General features: G+C 39.2%; 16 protein-coding genes. 8 read left to right on the forward strand and 8 right to left on the reverse strand.

Going from position 1 to position 17,526, the window contains the following annotated elements:
• The first annotated feature begins 52 nt into the window (after nt 1-52).
• Nucleotides 53-661, forward strand: a complete 609-nt coding sequence (locus FL972_RS06385; RefSeq protein WP_144604226.1) for an HD domain-containing protein — start codon at nt 53-55, stop codon at nt 659-661.
• A 52-nt stretch (nt 662-713) separates the two neighbouring features.
• On the opposite strand, the gene FL972_RS06390 is transcribed toward FL972_RS06385, so the two are convergent.
• Nucleotides 714-1,208 (reverse strand): DUF4494 domain-containing protein, encoded by a 495-nt coding sequence (locus FL972_RS06390; protein WP_091649493.1) that lies wholly within the window; start codon nt 1,206-1,208, stop codon nt 714-716.
• Between the two features lie 167 nt (nt 1,209-1,375).
• Between FL972_RS06390 and FL972_RS06395 the strand changes: the two genes are divergently transcribed.
• The gene (locus tag FL972_RS06395) at nt 1,376-3,631 is read left to right on the forward strand and encodes a patatin-like phospholipase family protein (protein WP_144604227.1); all 2,256 of its coding nucleotides are present in this window, start codon (nt 1,376-1,378) and stop codon (nt 3,629-3,631) included.
• Between the two features lie 33 nt (nt 3,632-3,664).
• On the opposite strand, the gene FL972_RS06400 is transcribed toward FL972_RS06395, so the two are convergent.
• Nucleotides 3,665-4,144 carry an Mpo1 family 2-hydroxy fatty acid dioxygenase gene (locus FL972_RS06400; RefSeq protein ID WP_144604228.1) on the reverse strand — a complete coding sequence of 160 codons (480 nt, stop codon included), beginning with the start codon at nt 4,142-4,144 and terminating at the stop codon, nt 3,665-3,667.
• 75 nt (nt 4,145-4,219) lie between these two features.
• Between FL972_RS06400 and FL972_RS06405 the strand changes: the two genes are divergently transcribed.
• Genes FL972_RS06405 through FL972_RS06415 form a run of 3 tightly spaced genes read left to right on the forward strand, consistent with a single transcriptional unit; the run spans nt 4,220 to nt 7,454 of the window.
• Nucleotides 4,220-5,350, forward strand: coding sequence for an NAD(P)/FAD-dependent oxidoreductase (locus FL972_RS06405; RefSeq protein ID WP_144604229.1), 1,131 nt, complete (start codon nt 4,220-4,222; stop codon nt 5,348-5,350).
• Nucleotides 5,351-5,395: 45 nt separating this feature from the next.
• Nucleotides 5,396-6,847 carry a Na+/H+ antiporter NhaC gene (gene nhaC / locus FL972_RS06410; protein WP_091649504.1) on the forward strand — a complete coding sequence of 484 codons (1,452 nt, stop codon included), beginning with the start codon at nt 5,396-5,398 and terminating at the stop codon, nt 6,845-6,847.
• A gap of 4 nt (nt 6,848-6,851) precedes the next feature.
• Complete coding sequence (locus FL972_RS06415; RefSeq protein WP_144604230.1) at nt 6,852-7,454, forward strand: 3'-5' exonuclease; 603 nt, start codon at nt 6,852-6,854, stop codon at nt 7,452-7,454.
• Here the strand turns inward: FL972_RS06415 and FL972_RS06420 are convergent.
• On the reverse strand, nt 7,440-8,057 hold the full coding sequence (locus FL972_RS06420; protein ID WP_250161296.1) for an IMPACT family protein: 618 nt from the start codon (nt 8,055-8,057) through the stop codon (nt 7,440-7,442). The two genes, FL972_RS06415 and FL972_RS06420, sit on opposite strands and share 15 nt — an antisense overlap.
• Before the next feature lie 86 nt (nt 8,058-8,143).
• On the opposite strand from FL972_RS06420, the gene FL972_RS06425 reads away from it, so the two are divergent.
• The 3 genes from FL972_RS06425 to FL972_RS06435 are packed head-to-tail and all read left to right on the forward strand — an operon-like array spanning nt 8,144 to nt 10,435.
• Nucleotides 8,144-8,575, forward strand: coding sequence for a sugar 3,4-ketoisomerase (locus FL972_RS06425; protein WP_144604231.1), 432 nt, complete (start codon nt 8,144-8,146; stop codon nt 8,573-8,575).
• On the forward strand, nt 8,562-9,482 hold the full coding sequence (locus FL972_RS06430; RefSeq protein WP_144604232.1) for a GNAT family protein: 921 nt from the start codon (nt 8,562-8,564) through the stop codon (nt 9,480-9,482). The genes FL972_RS06425 and FL972_RS06430 overlap by 14 nt, the downstream gene beginning before the upstream one ends.
• On the forward strand, nt 9,479-10,435 hold the full coding sequence (locus tag FL972_RS06435; RefSeq protein WP_144604233.1) for a glycosyltransferase family A protein: 957 nt from the start codon (nt 9,479-9,481) through the stop codon (nt 10,433-10,435). The genes FL972_RS06430 and FL972_RS06435 overlap by 4 nt, the downstream gene beginning before the upstream one ends.
• Here the strand turns inward: FL972_RS06435 and FL972_RS06440 are convergent.
• The 5 genes from FL972_RS06440 to FL972_RS06460 are packed head-to-tail and all read right to left on the reverse strand — an operon-like array spanning nt 10,432 to nt 17,502.
• Complete coding sequence (locus tag FL972_RS06440) at nt 10,432-11,700, reverse strand: M16 family metallopeptidase (protein ID WP_250161297.1); 1,269 nt, start codon at nt 11,698-11,700, stop codon at nt 10,432-10,434. The two genes, FL972_RS06435 and FL972_RS06440, sit on opposite strands and share 4 nt — an antisense overlap.
• A gap of 6 nt (nt 11,701-11,706) precedes the next feature.
• Complete coding sequence (porV, locus tag FL972_RS06445) at nt 11,707-12,864, reverse strand: type IX secretion system outer membrane channel protein PorV (RefSeq protein WP_394344571.1); 1,158 nt, start codon at nt 12,862-12,864, stop codon at nt 11,707-11,709.
• 53 nt (nt 12,865-12,917) lie between these two features.
• Entirely contained in the window at nt 12,918-16,163 is a 3,246-nt protein-coding gene (gene porU / locus FL972_RS06450; RefSeq protein WP_144604236.1) for a type IX secretion system sortase PorU, read from the reverse strand.
• Nucleotides 16,163-16,852: a CDP-diacylglycerol--serine O-phosphatidyltransferase gene (pssA, locus tag FL972_RS06455; RefSeq protein ID WP_144604237.1), complete on the reverse strand. Its 690-nt coding sequence runs from the start codon at nt 16,850-16,852 to the stop codon at nt 16,163-16,165. Before pssA ends, porU begins: the two co-directional genes overlap by 1 nt.
• Nucleotides 16,849-17,502, reverse strand: coding sequence for an MBL fold metallo-hydrolase (locus FL972_RS06460; RefSeq protein WP_144604238.1), 654 nt, complete (start codon nt 17,500-17,502; stop codon nt 16,849-16,851). Before FL972_RS06460 ends, pssA begins: the two co-directional genes overlap by 4 nt.
• Between the last annotated feature and the right edge of the window lie 24 nt (nt 17,503-17,526).

Genomic DNA, 17,526 nt, shown 5'->3' on the forward strand with positions numbered 1-17,526 from the left:
ACAAATCAAATTACATAAAATATATTATAAAATACATTAAAAAGTATATGAAATGAACAATTCTGCAATGAATTTAAATAGAACTGAGTTTGGAGATCCTCAAAACAGCGGAAATGTGATTTCCGAAAAGGAGGCATTTGAACTTTTGCAGGCATGGGTAGAAAATGAAAAACTGATTGCTCACATGAGGCAGGTAGGACATTTGATGCGCTCTTATGCAAAAGAAAAAGCCTATTCAGAGGATGTCCAGCATAAATGGTTTTTGGCTGGATTACTCCATGATGCGGACTGGGAAAAGTGGCCTGAAACGCATTGTAATAAGATTGTGGAGGAATTAGAGGATAGAAACATTGATCCTGAAATCATCAGAGCTATTGCTTCCCATGGTCCTAAATACTTTGGTGTAGATCCAAAAACAGAAATGGATAAAATGCTCTATGCCTTTGATGAATTGAGCGGTTTGATTCATGCTTACTCCCTGATGAGACCCAATGGCTATGAAGGAATGGAGGTCAAAGGAGTGAAAAAGCGACTCAAAGATAAAACTTTCGCAGCACAGGTAAGTAGAGAAGATATTGCTGATGCTTGTGAGCGAGCTGAGATTTCATTGGATGATTTGATCCAATTTATTGTCAGGCATCAAATTGATGCTCTTTCTTAAATAAAAAATAAATCCCCCAGAGGCAGGCTTTGGGGGATTTGTAAGAGAGGTTTTAATCTTCTTCCTCCGCTTCTTGTTCCAGAGGTTTGAAATTTCCCGGAGGCAAAGCCAGTTCCTCATCTTTTTCATAAGGGAAGACTTCTACAATTGGGCTTTCAGTGATGTCAGGCACTCGGAAACTTACCAGCATATTGCTGAGACTTTCCTGAATTCTATCGAATGCTTGTTTGACATCTTCAGCAGTGACTATCATGTATTGTGTCACCTTTTTTTCTTTGCCACTTTCTCCATCTGCTACCAAGTAGGTGATTTTGCACTTGTGCCATAGATCTGCATCCTCGTAGAAGAACACATCCACTATATTACTCTTGCTAATTCCAGTCACCTGAAAGTCTCCACGAATCTGAGAGCCAAGTCTATCGTATAAAATTGCCTCAGCTTCAGTAAAAGACACAGCATCTACCAGGTACTGCTCGGATATATTTTTGAGCAAGCCCTGCTCATTTTCTTTTGCATATTTTACTTTGCACAAAAACCAAGTTCTCATATCATTCTAATTTGAGCCTGAAGGTAAAAGTTATAGATCGAAAGGCCATATTCGGAAAGGAGAAAATAAATGGCTTTGAGAAAGTAGAATTTTAATACATTGATATTCAATAGGCTGAGTTTTAATTTTTTTCCCTTTTAAGAAAAAACGTATCTTTTATCAGTCATATGAAAGATAAATTCTGGAATAGTCTTCCCATCCAACTTTTCTTGTTGCACCTCAAGAAAAATCTGGCCTTAATTCTGGTTTGGGTCCTGCTATTGGCAATTACCTTTGAAGGTTTTGGAGTGGTATTAGGAATCCCGTTTTTATTCTTGGATCCAGAATACTTACATGAGGTTTCTTGGTTGAGCTTTATGTTGATGGGGATTGGATTCGCAGTCTTTACCATGGCCTATCACATGACAACTTATATTATTGATAGCCGGGAGTTTCCTTTTTTGGCAGTTATCAATAAGCCTTTTATTCATTTTTGCGTCAATAATTCCATTGTTCCTACCATTTTCTATGCCTGCTATTGCTTTAGGTTTGTAGAGTTCCAACTTCAGAATAATCTTCAAACAGAATGGCAGGTTGCCGGGTATTTTGGTGGGTTTACCTTAGGAAGTATTCTTTCCTATAGTTTGATTTTCGGATACATTGCCTTTACCAATAAAGATTTTTTTATTCTGTTTGCCGGTTCAGTGGATAAGCGCCTGAGAAAAGTAAGACTTACCCGTGCTAATGTCCTGAGTAGATATAAAGACCTCAAATCCAAGAAAGGTCAAGTACACTATTATCTCAATCTCAAATTAAGACTGGTTCCTGTACGACCGGATATTGCGAGGTTTGAAAGTGGGAAATTACTAAGGGTATTTGATCAGAATCATCTCAATCTATTTCTGATTCAGATTTTTCTAATAATCTTCGTTTTATTCTTAGGCTTTTTCAAAGAAGAACCCATACTTCAACTACCCGCAGCCACGTCAGCAACTTTGTTACTTGCAATTTTGGTGATGTTGGTAGGAGCGGTCAGTTTTTGGCTGAGGAGTTGGGCTACAGTAATTGTTTTTTCAGTTATTTTATTAGCCAATTATTTCTCCAACTTTCCTTTCCTAAATCGGCCTCATGAAGCTTTTGGGATGAATTATCAGACAGAAAAAGCTTCCTATACGCTGGATAAACTCAATGAAATCCTGCATCCAGACACGGTACTAAAGGATAGGCTCAACACTGAAAAAATCCTTGATAATTGGAAAGGAAACCTAGTAGAAGAAAAACCAAAAATGGTTTTGATTGCTGCTAGCGGTGGAGGTCAGCGAGCTGCACTTTGGACATTATCAGTCTTGCAAAATTTATATGCTATCAATGATGGTGAAGTAATTAAACATACAGAGTTATTCACTGGTGCTTCTGGCGGGGTTCTGGGAGAGGCTTTTTTTAGAGAAATTTACCTCAGGTCCTTGGACGATCCTTCCGTCAACCCAACAGATTCTTTGTATCTGGATCAAATGTCGGCTGATAATCTCAACCCAATTATCTTTTCCTTACTAGTCAATGATCTTTTGATCAGAAATCAATATTTCAAATATAATGATAGGCGTTATCTGAAGGATAGGGGATATGCTTTTGAAAATCAGTTGAATATCAATACTGATGGCGTCATGGATAAACCGTTGCATGCTTATAAGGAGCCTGAAGAAAGCGGAAAAATCCCTCTCTTACCAGTCACTTCCCTGATTACCAATGATGGAAGAAAGCTGGTTATCTCTCCTCATTCCATGTCTTATTTGGGTACTTCTATGATGGGGAAGTTGGGTTTGGATGAAAAAAAACAAAGCATAGATTTCTTGCGATTTTTCAGAGAGCAGGATGCAGAAGACATACGCTTTCTTTCTGCATTGAGAATGAGCGCTACCTTTCCCTTTATTACTCCCAATGTGCAATTGCCTTCTGAGCCTGTTATGGAGACAATGGATACAGGATTATCAGATAATTTTGGAATTCAGGATGCCTTGAGATTTACTTATGTTTTTCAAAAATGGATAGCTGAAAATACCTCTGGTGTAGTATTGATTACAATTAGGGATTCAGAAAAATCAACTGAGATTCCAGAAAGTCCTGTTCCCCGAATTTTTGAGAAGGTATTCAACCCATTGAAAAATATTTATTCCAATTGGGACAATGTTCAAACCATTCAAAATGAGGTTCTATTCAATTATATGGCAGAGTCTATGGCTTTTCCATTGGAAAAAATTGAGTTTGAATATGCTCCAGAGCTAGTTCAGGCTGAAGAACTCACAGGCAGTCAACAAACCATGCAAAGGGCTTCCTTGAACTGGAGATTAACAGCGAGAGAAAAGCAATCTATTTTGTTAAGTATCTATTCTCCTAAAAATCAGAATTCCCTTCAGCGTGTCAGTGAGATTTTCTCTAAAAAATAAAAAGGAGTTTTTAGCTCCTTTTTTGCTTTCAAATCAATAGGCTAAGCCTAATTTTTTATAAATAAAATGCATCAACCAAGCGGGGCCTATCATTAGAAATTGGACGTCCTTCAGAAAGGATGGCTTTTTTCCTTCTACTTTATGTCCATAAAACTGAAAAATCCAGGCGATAACAAAAATACTCAAGCTGATCATCCAGAGCTTTCCGGGGAATAAGATGTCTAGAAAGTTGGCCAAAGCCAGGCACAGAGCCGAGAAAAATAACATTCCTAATGATAGTGGTGCTGATAGTGTTACATAATAAACCAATACCAAGAAAAGGATAATGGTTGCCCAATTAGCAAAATTTCCCAATAATGGAAGGTACTCGGGAAGGGGACCCTCAGGTATGCTGAAAATCAACCCAACTATGCTGAAAAATATAGCCGGAACACAAATCCAGTGAATTAATTTATTGGTCGGATTCTGATGGCTAAGGCCATATTCATGCAGGAGTTCATCAATTTTTCTCATAGCTATTTGGGTTTTTTGGCATCTTTGATTTTAAATTACAAATTCTCTATTTCAAAATTTATAAACTGAACCAAAATGTTTAGCTATTGGGAGTCAAAAAACTTTTTTAATCATGATCTGATTGTGGTGGGGGCAGGATTTGTGGGCCTTTCTACTGCTATTCATTTCAAGCGCAAAAATCCGAAAGCCAGTGTTTTGATTTTGGAAAGAGGAATTTTTCCAGTTGGAGCCAGTACCAAAAATGCTGGTTTTGCATGTTTTGGATCCTTAACAGAAATATTGGATGATTTTTGGAGTATGACCCAAGATGAGGTGGTGGAGTTGGTGAATAGAAGATATAAAGGACTTCAAAAGATCAGAAAAGAATTTGGGGATAAGGCCTTGGCGTATAAGCATAATGGAGGTTTTGAACTAATAGAAGAGGATCAGCTTGAAGCAGTTGAACAGATTCCTGAAATCAATCAACTTCTTGAAAAAAGCTTTGGAGGAAAAGTTTTCTCCAAGGTCAAGAAGTTTGAGAAAATGGGTTTCTCAGATAAAATCAAGATGGTGGTGAAAAATAAATTCGAAGGTGAGTTAGATCCTGCCAAATACCTGAGTTGCCTTTGGAACTTAGCTGGTGAATTGGGGGTCAAAATCGTAACTGGTGTAGAGGTACTGGAAATTGAAAAAGACACTGGAAGAATATTGGCTACCGATAAGTCTGAAAATCCGTTTTTTGAATTTTTCGGAGGTCAGGTTGCCATTTGCTCCAATGCATTTACCAAAAAAATCTGGAAGGAGTCTGAAATGGAACCGGGAAGAGGTTTGGTGATGGTTTCTAAGCCTTTAGAGTTTGAAATTCCTTGGAAGGGATGTTTCCATTTGGATAAGGGCTATGTGTATTTTAGGGCAGTAGATGGAAGACTCTTGCTGGGAGGCGCCAGAAATGTAGATTTTGAAGGAGAAAAAACAACCGAAAATAAAGTAAATCCCAAAATCAAGCAGCATTTGATAAAATTGGCAGAAGAGGTGATTTTTCCTGGAAAGGCTATCGAATGGGATAGAGAATGGACAGGAATCATGGCTTTTGGAGCTAAAAAGTCTCCATTGATACAGCAAGTAGGACTTAAAACAGCAGCCGGGGTAAGACTTGGAGGAATGGGAGTAGCCTTAGGATGGCAGGTAGGAAAAGAACTTAGCGACCTTTTGAGAAAAGGGAATTGATTTTTTTTGGTTAGATTCAAGACTTCAATCACCAATTACTGATTAATGCAAGAGAATATTCGAGCTCCCAAAGTGCTGGATGCACTGATTCCACTCATTTTTTTGATAGTTCTGCTGGTTCTCAATATCCGTGTTTTTGGTACGGATGGACTGTCAGGTTCCAATCAAATTGTCTTGATTTTATCTGCTGGAGTCGCTGCCTTAGTTGCTATTTACAGACTTGGATTCCATTGGGAAACCTTGCAAGATGGCATGGTGAAAAGCATTAGCTCGGCCATGTCCAGTATTCTGATTTTGTTTCTAATTGGTGCTTTAGCCGGTACTTGGCTGCTATCGGGAATAGTTCCTGCGATGATTTATTATGGTCTTCAGGTCCTAAACCCAACCATATTTTTATTTGCTGCCTGTATAGTCAGTGCTGTTGTTTCAGTTTCTACCGGGAGTTCCTGGACTACTGTTGCCACTGTAGGTGTAGCGCTTTTAGGAATTGGCAAGGCCCTGGGTTTTGAGGAAGGAATTATTGCCGGCGCTATTATCTCAGGTGCTTATTTTGGGGATAAAATGTCGCCGCTTTCGGATACAACCAATCTTGCTCCAGCAATGGCTGGTACTGATTTATTTACCCATATCAAGCATATGGCTAAAACAACGGTTCCATCCATCACCATTACTTTTATCATTTTCATCATTATAGGCTTCAATTATGAAACAAATGGCTCTGTCGATGATGTGAAGGCAATTTCTCAGGTGATTCAGGAAAACTTTAATATCAACGGCTGGTTATTCATCGTGCCCTTGGTGGTTTTGGTTTTAATCGTGAAAAAAGTACCTGCAATTCCTGCTTTGTTGGTTGGAGCTCTACTAGGTGGAGTATTTGCAATTATATTTCAACCTGAAATAATTGCCTTGATTGCTGATGAAGGTGGCTCGTACGCTTATTTGAGTTTTAAGGCAGTGATGATGTCGCTTTACGGAGAGATATCTGTTGTGACCAGCAATGATGTAGTGAATGAATTATTGGTGACCAGAGGAATGGGAGGGATGCTTAATACCATTTGGTTGATTATCTGTGCGATGATCTTTGGAGGTATTATGGAAGTAAGTGGCATGCTACGGGTTTTGGCTGAGGCCGTAATTCAGAAGGTTCACCGAGTGGGATCTCTTATAGCTTCTACCGCAGCAACTTGTGTGTTCTTTAATATTACCACTTCAGATCAGTATTTGGCGATCTTGGTTCCGGGTAGGATGTATGCAGATGTGTATAAAAAGAGAGGATTGAAACCTGAAAACCTGAGCAGAACATTGGAGGATTCAGCAACTGTTACTTCTGTGTTGGTTCCATGGAATACTTGTGGAGCAACTCAGGCTTCGGTATTGGGAGTGGCTACATTAGTGTATGCACCTTATTGTTTTTTCAATATTATTAGCCCATTTATGACCATTCTTTATGGGTATTTGAACATTGGTATTAATTATTACGAGGAGGAAGAAGTTTAGTGGCATGATTCCATTTCGGATTAGCAAAGATGAAGTAAACGCTCTTCCTTTAGGGCAGTTTGAAGGCGAAATTTACCTGATTGACCAGGCAGATGATGTGCAGGAGGTAGTCGATTTTCTCGAGGATCAACCTATGTTGGGTTTTGATACCGAGACCAAGCCATCCTTCAAAAAAGGTATCATCAATCAAGTTTCCTTATTGCAGCTTTCCACGCCAGAGCAGGCATTTCTATTTCGTTTGAATGAGGTGGGTTTTCCGGACTCGGTCAGAAATCTTTTGGAAAAGGAAAATATCGTCAAAATTGGTGCTGCTGTGCATGATGACATCAAAGCATTGGGCAAGTTGACGGATTCTTTTTATCCCAATTCATTTTTCGATTTGAATGATGAACTCAAGAAAGTGGGCTTTCACAATGTGGGGGTAAGAAATCTTTGCGCTATGGTCTTGGGAATGAGAATATCTAAATCAGAGCAGGTTTCGAATTGGGAGGCAGAGGAACTGACCGAGAAGCAGCAGAGATATGCAGCCACAGATGCCTGGGCATGTTTGGAGATATTCAAAAAGCTAAGAAAGGATGGGTATTTGGACGCTTTATTCAAGTCCTAAAATTTCAATATCCTGACTTTCCTCTAAAAATTCTAATACAGAGGGCCTAAGCTTTTCCCGGAATTCTAAAGTCATCTCGCAGTCTAATTCCATTTTTTGGTGTAAAATCTCCAAGTCCAATCTCTTGACCAGCTTCATCACCTCGTTCATAGCTGGATAGGGGAATTTGATTTGAACCTGCTCTTTTACAAGTTCTTCTATGATTTCATTTTCTTCTATAGCCAAACTGGCAGAGGTCTTATAAGCTTGGATCAATCCGCTTACTCCTAGTTTGGTTCCTCCAAAATACCGAACCACTACAATCAAAATATTGGTTAGATTGTTGGATCTTATTTGCCCAAGGATAGGATCTCCTGCGCTATGATTGGGTTCCCCATCGTCCGAGGCCCTGAAAATATCTCCATCACGTCCCAGCACATAGGCAAAACAATGGTGTCTGGCATCGTAGTACTTTTTTCTCAATTCAGCCTGTTGCTCTTTGATTTCCTCCTCGGTTTTAACAGGAAAAGCATAGTAATGGAATTTGCTGTTTTTATCCTTGTATAGCCCGGAGGAAATCTTGGCAATGGTCAAAAAACTGTCTTTATCTATATTCTCTTCCAAGGTTCTAAATTATTCGAGACTTCGAAATTAGAAAATTAACGCATTGTAATCCCTTTTCCCTTTGAATTGTCTTAATTTTACATCTCTTGAACAGAGCAATGCAATTACATATCAATAAGGGAAAAGTACAATTTCTCGATTTAGGAGGAAAAGTGAACCTAGGGGGGCAATTGCATTTTTGGGAAAAAAACGACCTATTCCCAAAAGGAATTCAGCGATGCTTTTGGATTACTGCTGTTCCTGAAAATGAAAGTCGGGGAAATCATGCGCATTGGAAAGAGTCTCAGGTATTGGTAGCAATGCATGGGGTTATTCAGGTAGAAGTACATCAACCCGGACAACAAGCTCAATCTTTTACATTGGATCAACCTGGAAAAGGGCTTTTCGTGCCACCTATGCATTGGGTAAAAACTTCATTTAGCACTGATGCAGTTTTACTCGGCATGTCTGATAGAGAGTTTTCTGAGTCTGATTACATTCGTGACCTAGCATATTTTGAAAGCCTTGGATCAGGATAGAACGAAGCATGTGACATTTCAGCGTGAGGCTGTAAAAATTGAATCCAAAGATTATTTTTTGGCGGGGGAGGTATTAGCCGATTTTCTTGAAGCCTTCGATTTTACTATTTATAAAAAAGACAAGCTAAAGGGTTGGATTTCATTTCGGATTACTTCTGATTACCATGCTATTTCCTTACCTAAAGCTCCCATGGGTGGCATTTGGCTTGAAAGAGGATTAGACTCTCAAGTGATTGAAGATTTTATCGCCTATGTTTTGGAAGAGCTGAAAAGCTTTGACGTCAAGCAGGTCAAAATTATTCAAGCCCCCAAACCTTACTCAGAAGATGCAGACCTGATCAATTATCTTCTATATCATTCAGGATTTGTCCAGGAAAAGCTTCAGGCTCATCATTTTTTTTGTGGAACCAAAAGAATGAAAAAATTCATTCAGTCTGAGTCAGCCTCATTTTCAAAGAAGTTGAAGAATCAGAAATTAGAGCTTTGCATAAGTTCTATTCAAAACTTTAATTTCTTACAAGAGATTGTTTCTTGGAATAAAAGAAGAGGTTATCAAGTAAATTTGGAAGAGTCCCGACTGATTCAGCAAGTCTCAAGTTTTCCTGAAAGGTATTTCCTGATTTCCTTAAAAAATGAAGGAATTGCTCAAGCTCATTCTTTGGCTGTCAAACTGAGTAGCAATAGTATGTACTATTATCTCTCGGCTGTAGATCCCAATACCAAATTCAAGCATCTAGGCGACTTGCTTCTTTGGGGGCTATTTCAACTGGCTGTTGATGAAAAGGTAGAATTTATTGATCTTGGATCCTCGGAAACAGATTCAGGAGCCAATCATAGCCTGATGTTCTTTAAAGCAAAATTTTCAAATGATGTATTCAATAAAATAATCTGGATTAAGGACATATGAAGATGAGTAAATCTGGAAAAGTTGTCATCATTTGCATTGCTTACAACCATGAAGACTGGATCAAGGAGAGCTTAGAGAGCGTCGCCATGCAGGACTATTATAACAAAGAACTGCTGATCATAGATAATGGAAGTAAGGATAAAACCAAAGAGAAAATTCGAGAATGGGTAGCTCAATACACTGGTTTATTCCCGGTCGAGACTTTGTATTTGAATGAAACCAAGCCTTATTGTGCTTTATTCAACAAAGTGCTATTTCAAACCGATGCTGAGTTTGTGGTTGATTTGGCGGGAGATGATGTATTTTATCCTGATCATATTTCCAACTCTATCCAAGAATTGGAAAAAGATCCCTATGCAGCCTTTGTATTTTCAGATGCCTACATTTTTGAACCGGATGGGTCCATTCATACTTTTTATAAAAGAAATAATTTCGGTGAGCTATCAGAAGTAATTGAATTGGGGATTATTTATGAGACGCTTTTACAAAGAAGTTTTATCTGTGCGCCTACGGTTGTATTTAATGCAGCTATTTTAAAAAAGGAGGGAGGCTATGATCCTGATCTCTATTATGAAGATTTTGACATCCAATTGAGATTAGCCAGAAAATATAATCTTTTGTTTTCTGATCATATAGGCGTCTTGAAAAGAAAGCTGTATAGTTCTATGTCTGGAAATCAATACCAGCGCTATGGTTCTAAGATGTTGCCCAGCACTTTGAAAGTTTGTGAAAAAGCTTTGGAAATGAATAGGACTCCATCCGAAAATAAAGCTTTGGGAAAAAGATTGCAGTATGAATTGAAACACGCCCTCTGGTCAGGAAACTTCCAAGTAGCAGAAGGTCTTGTTCAATTGGGTGAAAAGACAGGGTTAAAGACGCCTATTTTCAGTATCTACAAGCTTTGGACGAAAGTAAAATTGGATCTTTCCTGGCTGTACGTTAGGGCAACCTAGCCTACAATTACTTGGGTGAGCTGTTGATCCTTGAAATACTTTTGACCGATTTTCAGGATATCCTCTGCAGTAAATCTCTTCAAGAAGCTTAATTTTTGTTGGTAAAAATCTAAGTCTAGGTCAGAGTGGTGAACCGCTCTAAACCTATCCATCAAATCAAAAGCAGAACTGAATTTGGAAAGCATTTGTCCGATTTGGTAGTTTCGTACAATCTCCAATTCATCCTGTCCTAAGGGCTCTTGACACAATAATTGTACTTCGTGTTCGATTTCCCGGATCACCTCATCGGTGAATGCCTTTTGTACATCCGCCGCAATTACAAAGTAATTGATATCGCCAATTTCGGCGAGACTGGAGTAAATCCCATAAGTATGGCCTTTGTCTTCCCGGATATTTTTGATCAGTCTTGATCCGAAATATCCCCCCAAAATGGTATTGAAAACTGACAAAGAAATAAAATCGGGATGCGTTTTTGGGATCGAAAATTTTCCAACCCGGATACTGCTCTGCACAGAACTTTCCTTAATTTCATGAAAACTGTCAATCGGTTCAGGTTGAGGTAGTAAAATGGGTTCCAATCCTTTTCTATTCGGAATTTGCTCCAAGAATTCTATTAACTTTTCCCATTCTGAACTCGAGAAGTTTCCCGTAACAAATATTTCCAGGTTTTGCCAAAGAAGCTGTGAGGAGTAGAAATGAAGTTGCTCTTGCTTGATTTCATCAACGTGTTCAAAATCAATCTCCACTCCATAAGGGTGGTTTTTTCCGAAAAGCGATTGCCTAAATAATTGACTAGCTCGGGATGCAGTTTTTTCTTTCTCCAGTTGAATACTCAATCTTCTCTGAGATTTTCTTTTTGCCAGCATTTCCAAAGGGAAAGTTGGAGTCTCTATCATTTCCAAGAAAAGAGGAAGTATTTCGAAAATATGAAGTTTAGTGCTCAAGATGCTCATGCCTTCATGCCCAAAAGTAAGAATGGGAGAGATCTCACTGGCATGAAAATCCAAAAAGTTAGCGATTTGTTCAGCATCTCTTTTTTGAGTGCCTTCAGCTAACATTTGAAGTGTAAAGGAAGGCAACAATGTTTGAGAAAGGGGAAGATTTGCTCTTTGTCCTTTACCAATAACTTCGATTTTCACCGCATCCAAATTGGGCGTAGGCATATGAAAAACATTGGCTCCTGATTGGAGAATTTGTTTTTCAGGCTCTATCAAATCAAAATCATCCGGAATTCTAAATTCCGGAGCAAGACTTCTGTCTAGCATCACAAATTAATTGTTGGGAATAGTGTAAAGTAAAGAGAATCTTAACGTCTCTGCCAATGGATGGTTCTGAGTCTGTGGGACTAAATACGAAAAATCAAAGCCGAGTTTATTCAAGTCAAATCCAACCCCCATGGTGAAATACCTTCTTCCTCCTTTAGTTGGATTTTCATAAAAATATCCTGTGCGAAGAGAAAACTTATCATTATAAGTGTATTCAGCACCGAAAGAAACGGTTACTTCCTGCATTTCTTCGGAAAAACCATCTGGAGCATCTGCAAAGGATCCAAACATCCCGGAGATCAAAGCTCTATTTGGGTCTTTACCTCTGGAAATGATCAGGTTTCCATTCTCATCTGTGGCTAGAGAACCGTCAGGATTGGTTTGATATACAGGTGGAGTAGGTACTAAAAGCTTGTTGAAATCCAATGCGAATGTGATTGCATTCATTTCGTTAATATCTATGCTGTATGCCGTACCTATTCTCAAGTTGGTAGGGATGTAATCTAGATCATCTGCACTGTTATAGGTGATTTTAGGGCCAATATTGGAAATGTTGACTCCCCATGACCACGTACCTTCTTTAGAGCCTGCAAGAATAGGCTTACTGTAGTATAAACCTACATCAGTTCCAACACTGACTCCCGGTCTACTTTCACTGCCTCCAACTGAGGATATACTGCCAGATAGATTGGAATGAATAAATCGAGCTGAAATACCCAAACCCAAATTGGCAGAAAGTTTTCTCGAATAAGTTGCCCCTAAAGCAATATCTCTCGGGTTAAATTCACCCAATTCATTTCCTCTTCCATCAGTCAACTGGATATCACCCATGTTGAAATAGCGAAGGTCAAATCCGAATGCTGAGTTTTCATCAATTTTAAAAAAACCGGTTAGATAGCTCAAGGACATATCATTCACCAATTTTCCCAGCCAAGGAGAATAAGAGAGTGAAAAACCCATTTGATCTTCTACGAAGGCAAGTTTACCACTATTCCAGTGAGCTGAATTAGCATCAGGACGCGTAGCTACACCCACATCCCCCATGGCAGAATGCCGGGAATCCGGAGCAAAATTTAAAAATGGAACGGCTGTAGTAATCACTCTCCGATCTGGATCTTGGCCGGAAATGACAACAGAATTCTGTGCTTGAGCTGAATATCCCATTAACACGAACGCTCCCGCGAGTAATCCAATCTGCTTCCTAATGGCTTCTAATTTCATTCAATAACAATTTTACCGCTTGTAAAGTCCATAGAACCGTCAAGCTCTGACTGAAGCGTTACTCTGTAAATATAAGTTCCTTTTGCTGGATATTTGGTTTGATTTTGTAAAAAAATCCAAGTCAAATCCCCAATAATCTGTTTGGCTTCCACTAAACGCTGATTTTCTGCGAATAGTATCCTTCCTTCTAAATTTATTATTTCCAGCCTAATAAGCAGGTTTTCGCCTGGCCGATTATGCTTTATTTCAAAGTTAGTTAAAGTTTTAGCCGGATTCGGAAAAACTTTTTGATCCAAGATTTGAAGCCTATTACTTCCTTCGACCAGCACCTCTATCATCTCAGTGCTTCCGTTCCCTACCAAGTCAAAGGCTTTGATTTCTAGACTGTTTTTTCCTTCTTTCAATCCAGAAATTTCCATCACCACTTCTCCCTTTGTATAGCTACCAGATAGGCTATGAAAGAGCTTGTTTAGGGAAATCTCCTGCTCATCGTTAATAACTAGGAGTAATTGCTTTCCTTCCCTTAATCCTGTAATGTCAATGCCAGAACTATCTGTAAAACTGAAAATTGCGGATAAAGTTGTAGATGCAAAACTAAAAGGAGCTTGGGACTGATTTTCTAGCTGTATTTCTATTTGGGGTCCCTCTTCATCTTGAAGTTCATTCGCTTGCCCTCCGCTCTCTACTTTTTCAATCCCCCAGGCATCTTTCCCACTTTCTTCATCTTTGGCGTAAATGCGGAAATTACTGCTTTCGAAGTTTTCTGCCAAGAGGGGAGGCAGCAGTAATTTTCCCTGAATTTTCCCATTTCTAACTTGTCCTTTTCCTTTGAAATAAATCAGACTTTCTTCAGGGAATTCAAGAGCAGCACTTTCATCTCCCAGCGTTTTGATTGCCTGCTGAGGACCTCTGTAGTCAATTTCAAATTCACCGCTAAAGCCTGAAACCAGCTGCTGAGAAGTATTGATGATCTCTGCCTCATAGCTGACTTCCTGAAGGGGTGCTATTTGTTCTGTGTCATTTCCTGCCTTATCCATTAATGAAACAAGCCGGATAGAATGATTAGGTCTCGCCAACCTCATACTTGGATCTCCAAGCAGTGAGAAATTTCTATTGAGAGCCCCATTCAAACTCTGATTTTTGGTGTTTTTGAAAATGGTACCCAAGTCTTGAAATTCCTCATTCTCTTTTCTAAAAACTTCTTGAATAAAGGCTTGATTGAGAGAAAAATTAACACTGCTAAAAACCGGTCGGCCTGTAGTTAATAACCCGATTGCCCCTTTACCTCTGGCAATTAAGAGTTCTTCAGCCGATGAACGCAGAAATGGACTATCATGCCTCCCAAATTCACAAGTAGCAGTTATCCAAAGTGGCAAATGCTTCATCTGAGGCCAGTTTGCGATATCTTCTACCCGAAAGACTTCTTCAGCAGTTAAGGTCGTTTCATTCCCATGCCCTATATAATTCAGAAATAAGGTTCCTTCTTCCAATGTTTTTTTTAGAGCTTCTTTGGCTTTCGGAGATCTTTGAGTAGTTCCATTTCTTACCTGCTCAAACCTGTCTAAGTAGATCTTATTTTGAAAATAAGCCGGATAATTCTGCTTGAGAAAACTAGCATGGGATTCCGCATCTCTCAAATGGATGTTGTTATCTGCATCATCCGCCATAAAAGAGATGTTTCTATGCCAGTCTCCTAGTAGAGGCTGCGATTCATATTGGATGATTTTATTGATCAGCACAGAGGCCTCCTGGAGATTGATCACGGGTAGCCTCCCAATTCCTATCTGCATAGGTTCATCTCCTTCACGGCTCTCTTCCCAGATTCCTTGCCCCATTTCCACTAGGCCGAAAAAATCATCAGAGCTATAGGTGGTCAATGGATTGAGGCTATTCCTACTACTGTAAGTGGGGACAATATTCGGTCTTCCACCAAATTTGGATTTGTAGTCAAATGTACCCTTACCAAGGAAAAGCACATTTTTTAAGTTGCCTCCTTTATGATAATGATAAGCTATAAAATCTCTAATGGCCACCACATCCCTATTTCCATATCCGAAGGAATCATAAATATCTTTGGTGATTACCACCTCTGCTAAAACACCCATACTCAATTTATGAGTTCTGAGTCTTTCAGCTTCCGAGTAAAAGGCTTCGGATGTGATGATCAGTAATTCGGGCCAAAATGTATCAGCTCGAAGTTCGGATGAAATAGGACTAACCTTGTCAATCGAAGGAATTTCAGTTGAATTTGCTACGGCAATTTTTTTGGAGGTAATTGTTCGGGTTGAGTTGGAGGCAAAGGATTTGGGTTGGAAAAAATCACTGACATCCCAGACTAATAAGTTGGCATCCGAAATAGTGTAGAGAGATCCTTCTAATGAAAAATAAACTCCAGTTTTCAAATTGGAAGTTGAAAAAGGTACTCCGATTTGAATATGCTCGAAGTAAGCTCTGGCATTTGGATCTGAACTGGTTAATCCAAGTTCAATGGTTCTCAGCTCATTGCCTGCGGGTCTTAATTCGGATTTAAAAGGTTTTTCTCTGCCTTTGATTCCATAAGTTGTATTGGGAATGGGATCTATTTGGGTAGAGAAAAAGCTTTGTCCACTCTCAGATAATCTAAGCTCGGAGCTGGATAATGATTGGGCCATGATAATCCCATTTACTTTCCAAGCAGCATTTGTATTGCCTGATTTCCTAATCGGAATAGATCGAATATTCCCCGTAGAAACTGGGGCTGAATACCAAGTTCTTCCTGAATTGAGAAGATTATTCTCTTCTCCTTTGACAGCAGACCATTGATAAAGAATAGAAGCTGAGACTTCTGAGTTGCTGGCAGAAAGGGACTCTATTCGTTTAGGACTTGTCTTTTTTCCTATCAAATATGAAAGTGTGTCACGGTAAATATGATGCTGGTAAGAAAGATTATTTTCCGGATCAATAAAAAAACCATGTGGGCCTTGCAGATAGACTAGCAGTTCATTTCCAGCAAGTAAAGTTGGGATTTCCCTTAGTGAAAGCGATTTATCGTCTAATTGCTGAGGTAAAGAGCCAGGATATCCATAGATCGCTACTTCTGATAAATTTGCTGCTCCAATCTGAGTAAGGAGAGAAGGGTTAATTTTATAAATCCCTTCTTTTGTGACTTCAAATTTGAATAAAGGGCTTTGGGCAAAAAGTATTTGCGGTAAACTGCATACTAGCAGCAGAAAGAAAAAAAATATTCTGGAATTTAAATTCATTAAGTCTTCAACGCATTTTCCGCCAAGGAGAGTCCTAAGTATGCAAGAATAATGATCGGAATTCCCCCCAATCCAAGCCAAGCGATACAAATAATTCCCAATCCAATCAACACAAACCTAAATACATTATCCGAGAGCGAAAAGTTCTTGAATTTCAGGGCAATCAGTGGAATTTCACTCACTAATAAAATCGAAAACACCCATGCAATAATGATCAAAGTCCAGGGATTGGAAAGTGAGTTTGCTATCAAAAACCATTTCTCAGCCAGGTAGGGTAGCGTACTGATAAACAAAGCATTTGCCGGAGTAGGAAGTCCAATAAAACGATCACTTTGTCTGGTGTCTATATTAAATTTTGCCAGGCGTATGGCTGACATTAAGGGAATGATCAAGGTCAGATATGGCAAGTAAGTGCTGGTGGTTGCCTCAGAAGTAAGTTGATACAGAATGAAGCCTGGTAATACTCCAAATGATACACAGTCCGCTAAGGAGTCTAATTGTTTTCCCAGTTCACCTGAAACTTTTAATAGGCGAGCAGCAAACCCATCGAAAAAGTCGAAAACAGCGGATAAGACTATGAAGTATGCGCCGGAAAGAACATTTCCGTTTAAGACAATGCTAATCCCAATCACTCCCGAAAGGAGATTCAACAGGGTTAAGCCATTAGGAATATGTTTTAAAAATTTCAATAGCTCGCGTTTTTGCCTACAAAAGGGTTGTAAATCTTTTCAAATTCTATGGAGGTTTCCGGTCCGTGACCAGGATATACGGTGGTATCTTCCGGCAGGCTGAAAAGCTCACTTTTAATTTTCTCCAAGAGTAAATCATGATCTCCTCCCGGAAGGTCTGTTCTTCCAATACTTCCTCTAAAAAGTGTATCGCCTGCAATACAGATTTTACTGGTAGGATGATAAAACACCACGTGACCGGGAGCATGTCCAGGAACGAATAATACTTGTAATTCTTCCTGTCCAACCGAAATTTCCTTTCCCGGACTCATATATCCATCCGGTTCAATTCCCCTGTAGGCAGGAAATCCGTAATTGGGTGCAAGAACCTTGGCCGAATTCAAAACAGGAATCTCATTTTCATGAATCAATAATGGAATGCTGTACGTTTGCTCAACCCACTCATTCCCCAAGACATGGTCTACATGGCAATGGGTATTTAGTAACAGTTCAGGTTTTAAATTCTCCTGAATAATAAAGTCATATAATTCTTTTTTCTCTTCAGGTTCGTAACAACCAGGGTCTATAATGGCAGCGGAGCCTTTTTCATCATAGATGATATAAGTGTTTTCCTGAAAAGGATTGAATGTGAAGCGCTTAATTTTCAACATGGTTTTTGTATTTCCATTTGAAAC

The organism is Algoriphagus algorifonticola, from assembly GCF_007655305.1.
GTDB classification, from domain to species: domain Bacteria; phylum Bacteroidota; class Bacteroidia; order Cytophagales; family Cyclobacteriaceae; genus Algoriphagus; species Algoriphagus algorifonticola.

What these genes read in the sequence shown, in the direction of transcription:
- FL972_RS06385 (WP_144604226.1), top strand. Translation starts at nt 53, where the DNA reads ATGAACAATTCTGCAATGAATTTAAATAGAACTGAGTTTGGAGATCCT.
- FL972_RS06390 (WP_091649493.1), bottom strand. Translation starts at nt 1,208, where the DNA reads ATGAGAACTTGGTTTTTGTGCAAAGTAAAATATGCAAAAGAAAATGAG.
- FL972_RS06395 (WP_144604227.1), top strand. Translation starts at nt 1,376, where the DNA reads ATGAAAGATAAATTCTGGAATAGTCTTCCCATCCAACTTTTCTTGTTG.
- FL972_RS06400 (WP_144604228.1), bottom strand. Translation starts at nt 4,144, where the DNA reads ATGAGAAAAATTGATGAACTCCTGCATGAATATGGCCTTAGCCATCAG.
- FL972_RS06405 (WP_144604229.1), top strand. Translation starts at nt 4,220, where the DNA reads ATGTTTAGCTATTGGGAGTCAAAAAACTTTTTTAATCATGATCTGATT.
- nhaC (WP_091649504.1), top strand. Translation starts at nt 5,396, where the DNA reads ATGCAAGAGAATATTCGAGCTCCCAAAGTGCTGGATGCACTGATTCCA.
- FL972_RS06415 (WP_144604230.1), top strand. Translation starts at nt 6,852, where the DNA reads ATGATTCCATTTCGGATTAGCAAAGATGAAGTAAACGCTCTTCCTTTA.
- FL972_RS06435 (WP_144604233.1), top strand. Translation starts at nt 9,479, where the DNA reads ATGAAGATGAGTAAATCTGGAAAAGTTGTCATCATTTGCATTGCTTAC.
- FL972_RS06440 (WP_250161297.1), bottom strand. Translation starts at nt 11,700, where the DNA reads ATGCTAGACAGAAGTCTTGCTCCGGAATTTAGAATTCCGGATGATTTT.
- porV (WP_394344571.1), bottom strand. Translation starts at nt 12,864, where the DNA reads ATGGGATATTCAGCTCAAGCACAGAATTCTGTTGTCATTTCCGGCCAA.
- porU (WP_144604236.1), bottom strand. Translation starts at nt 16,163, where the DNA reads ATGAATTTAAATTCCAGAATATTTTTTTTCTTTCTGCTGCTAGTATGC.
- FL972_RS06460 (WP_144604238.1), bottom strand. Translation starts at nt 17,502, where the DNA reads ATGTTGAAAATTAAGCGCTTCACATTCAATCCTTTTCAGGAAAACACT.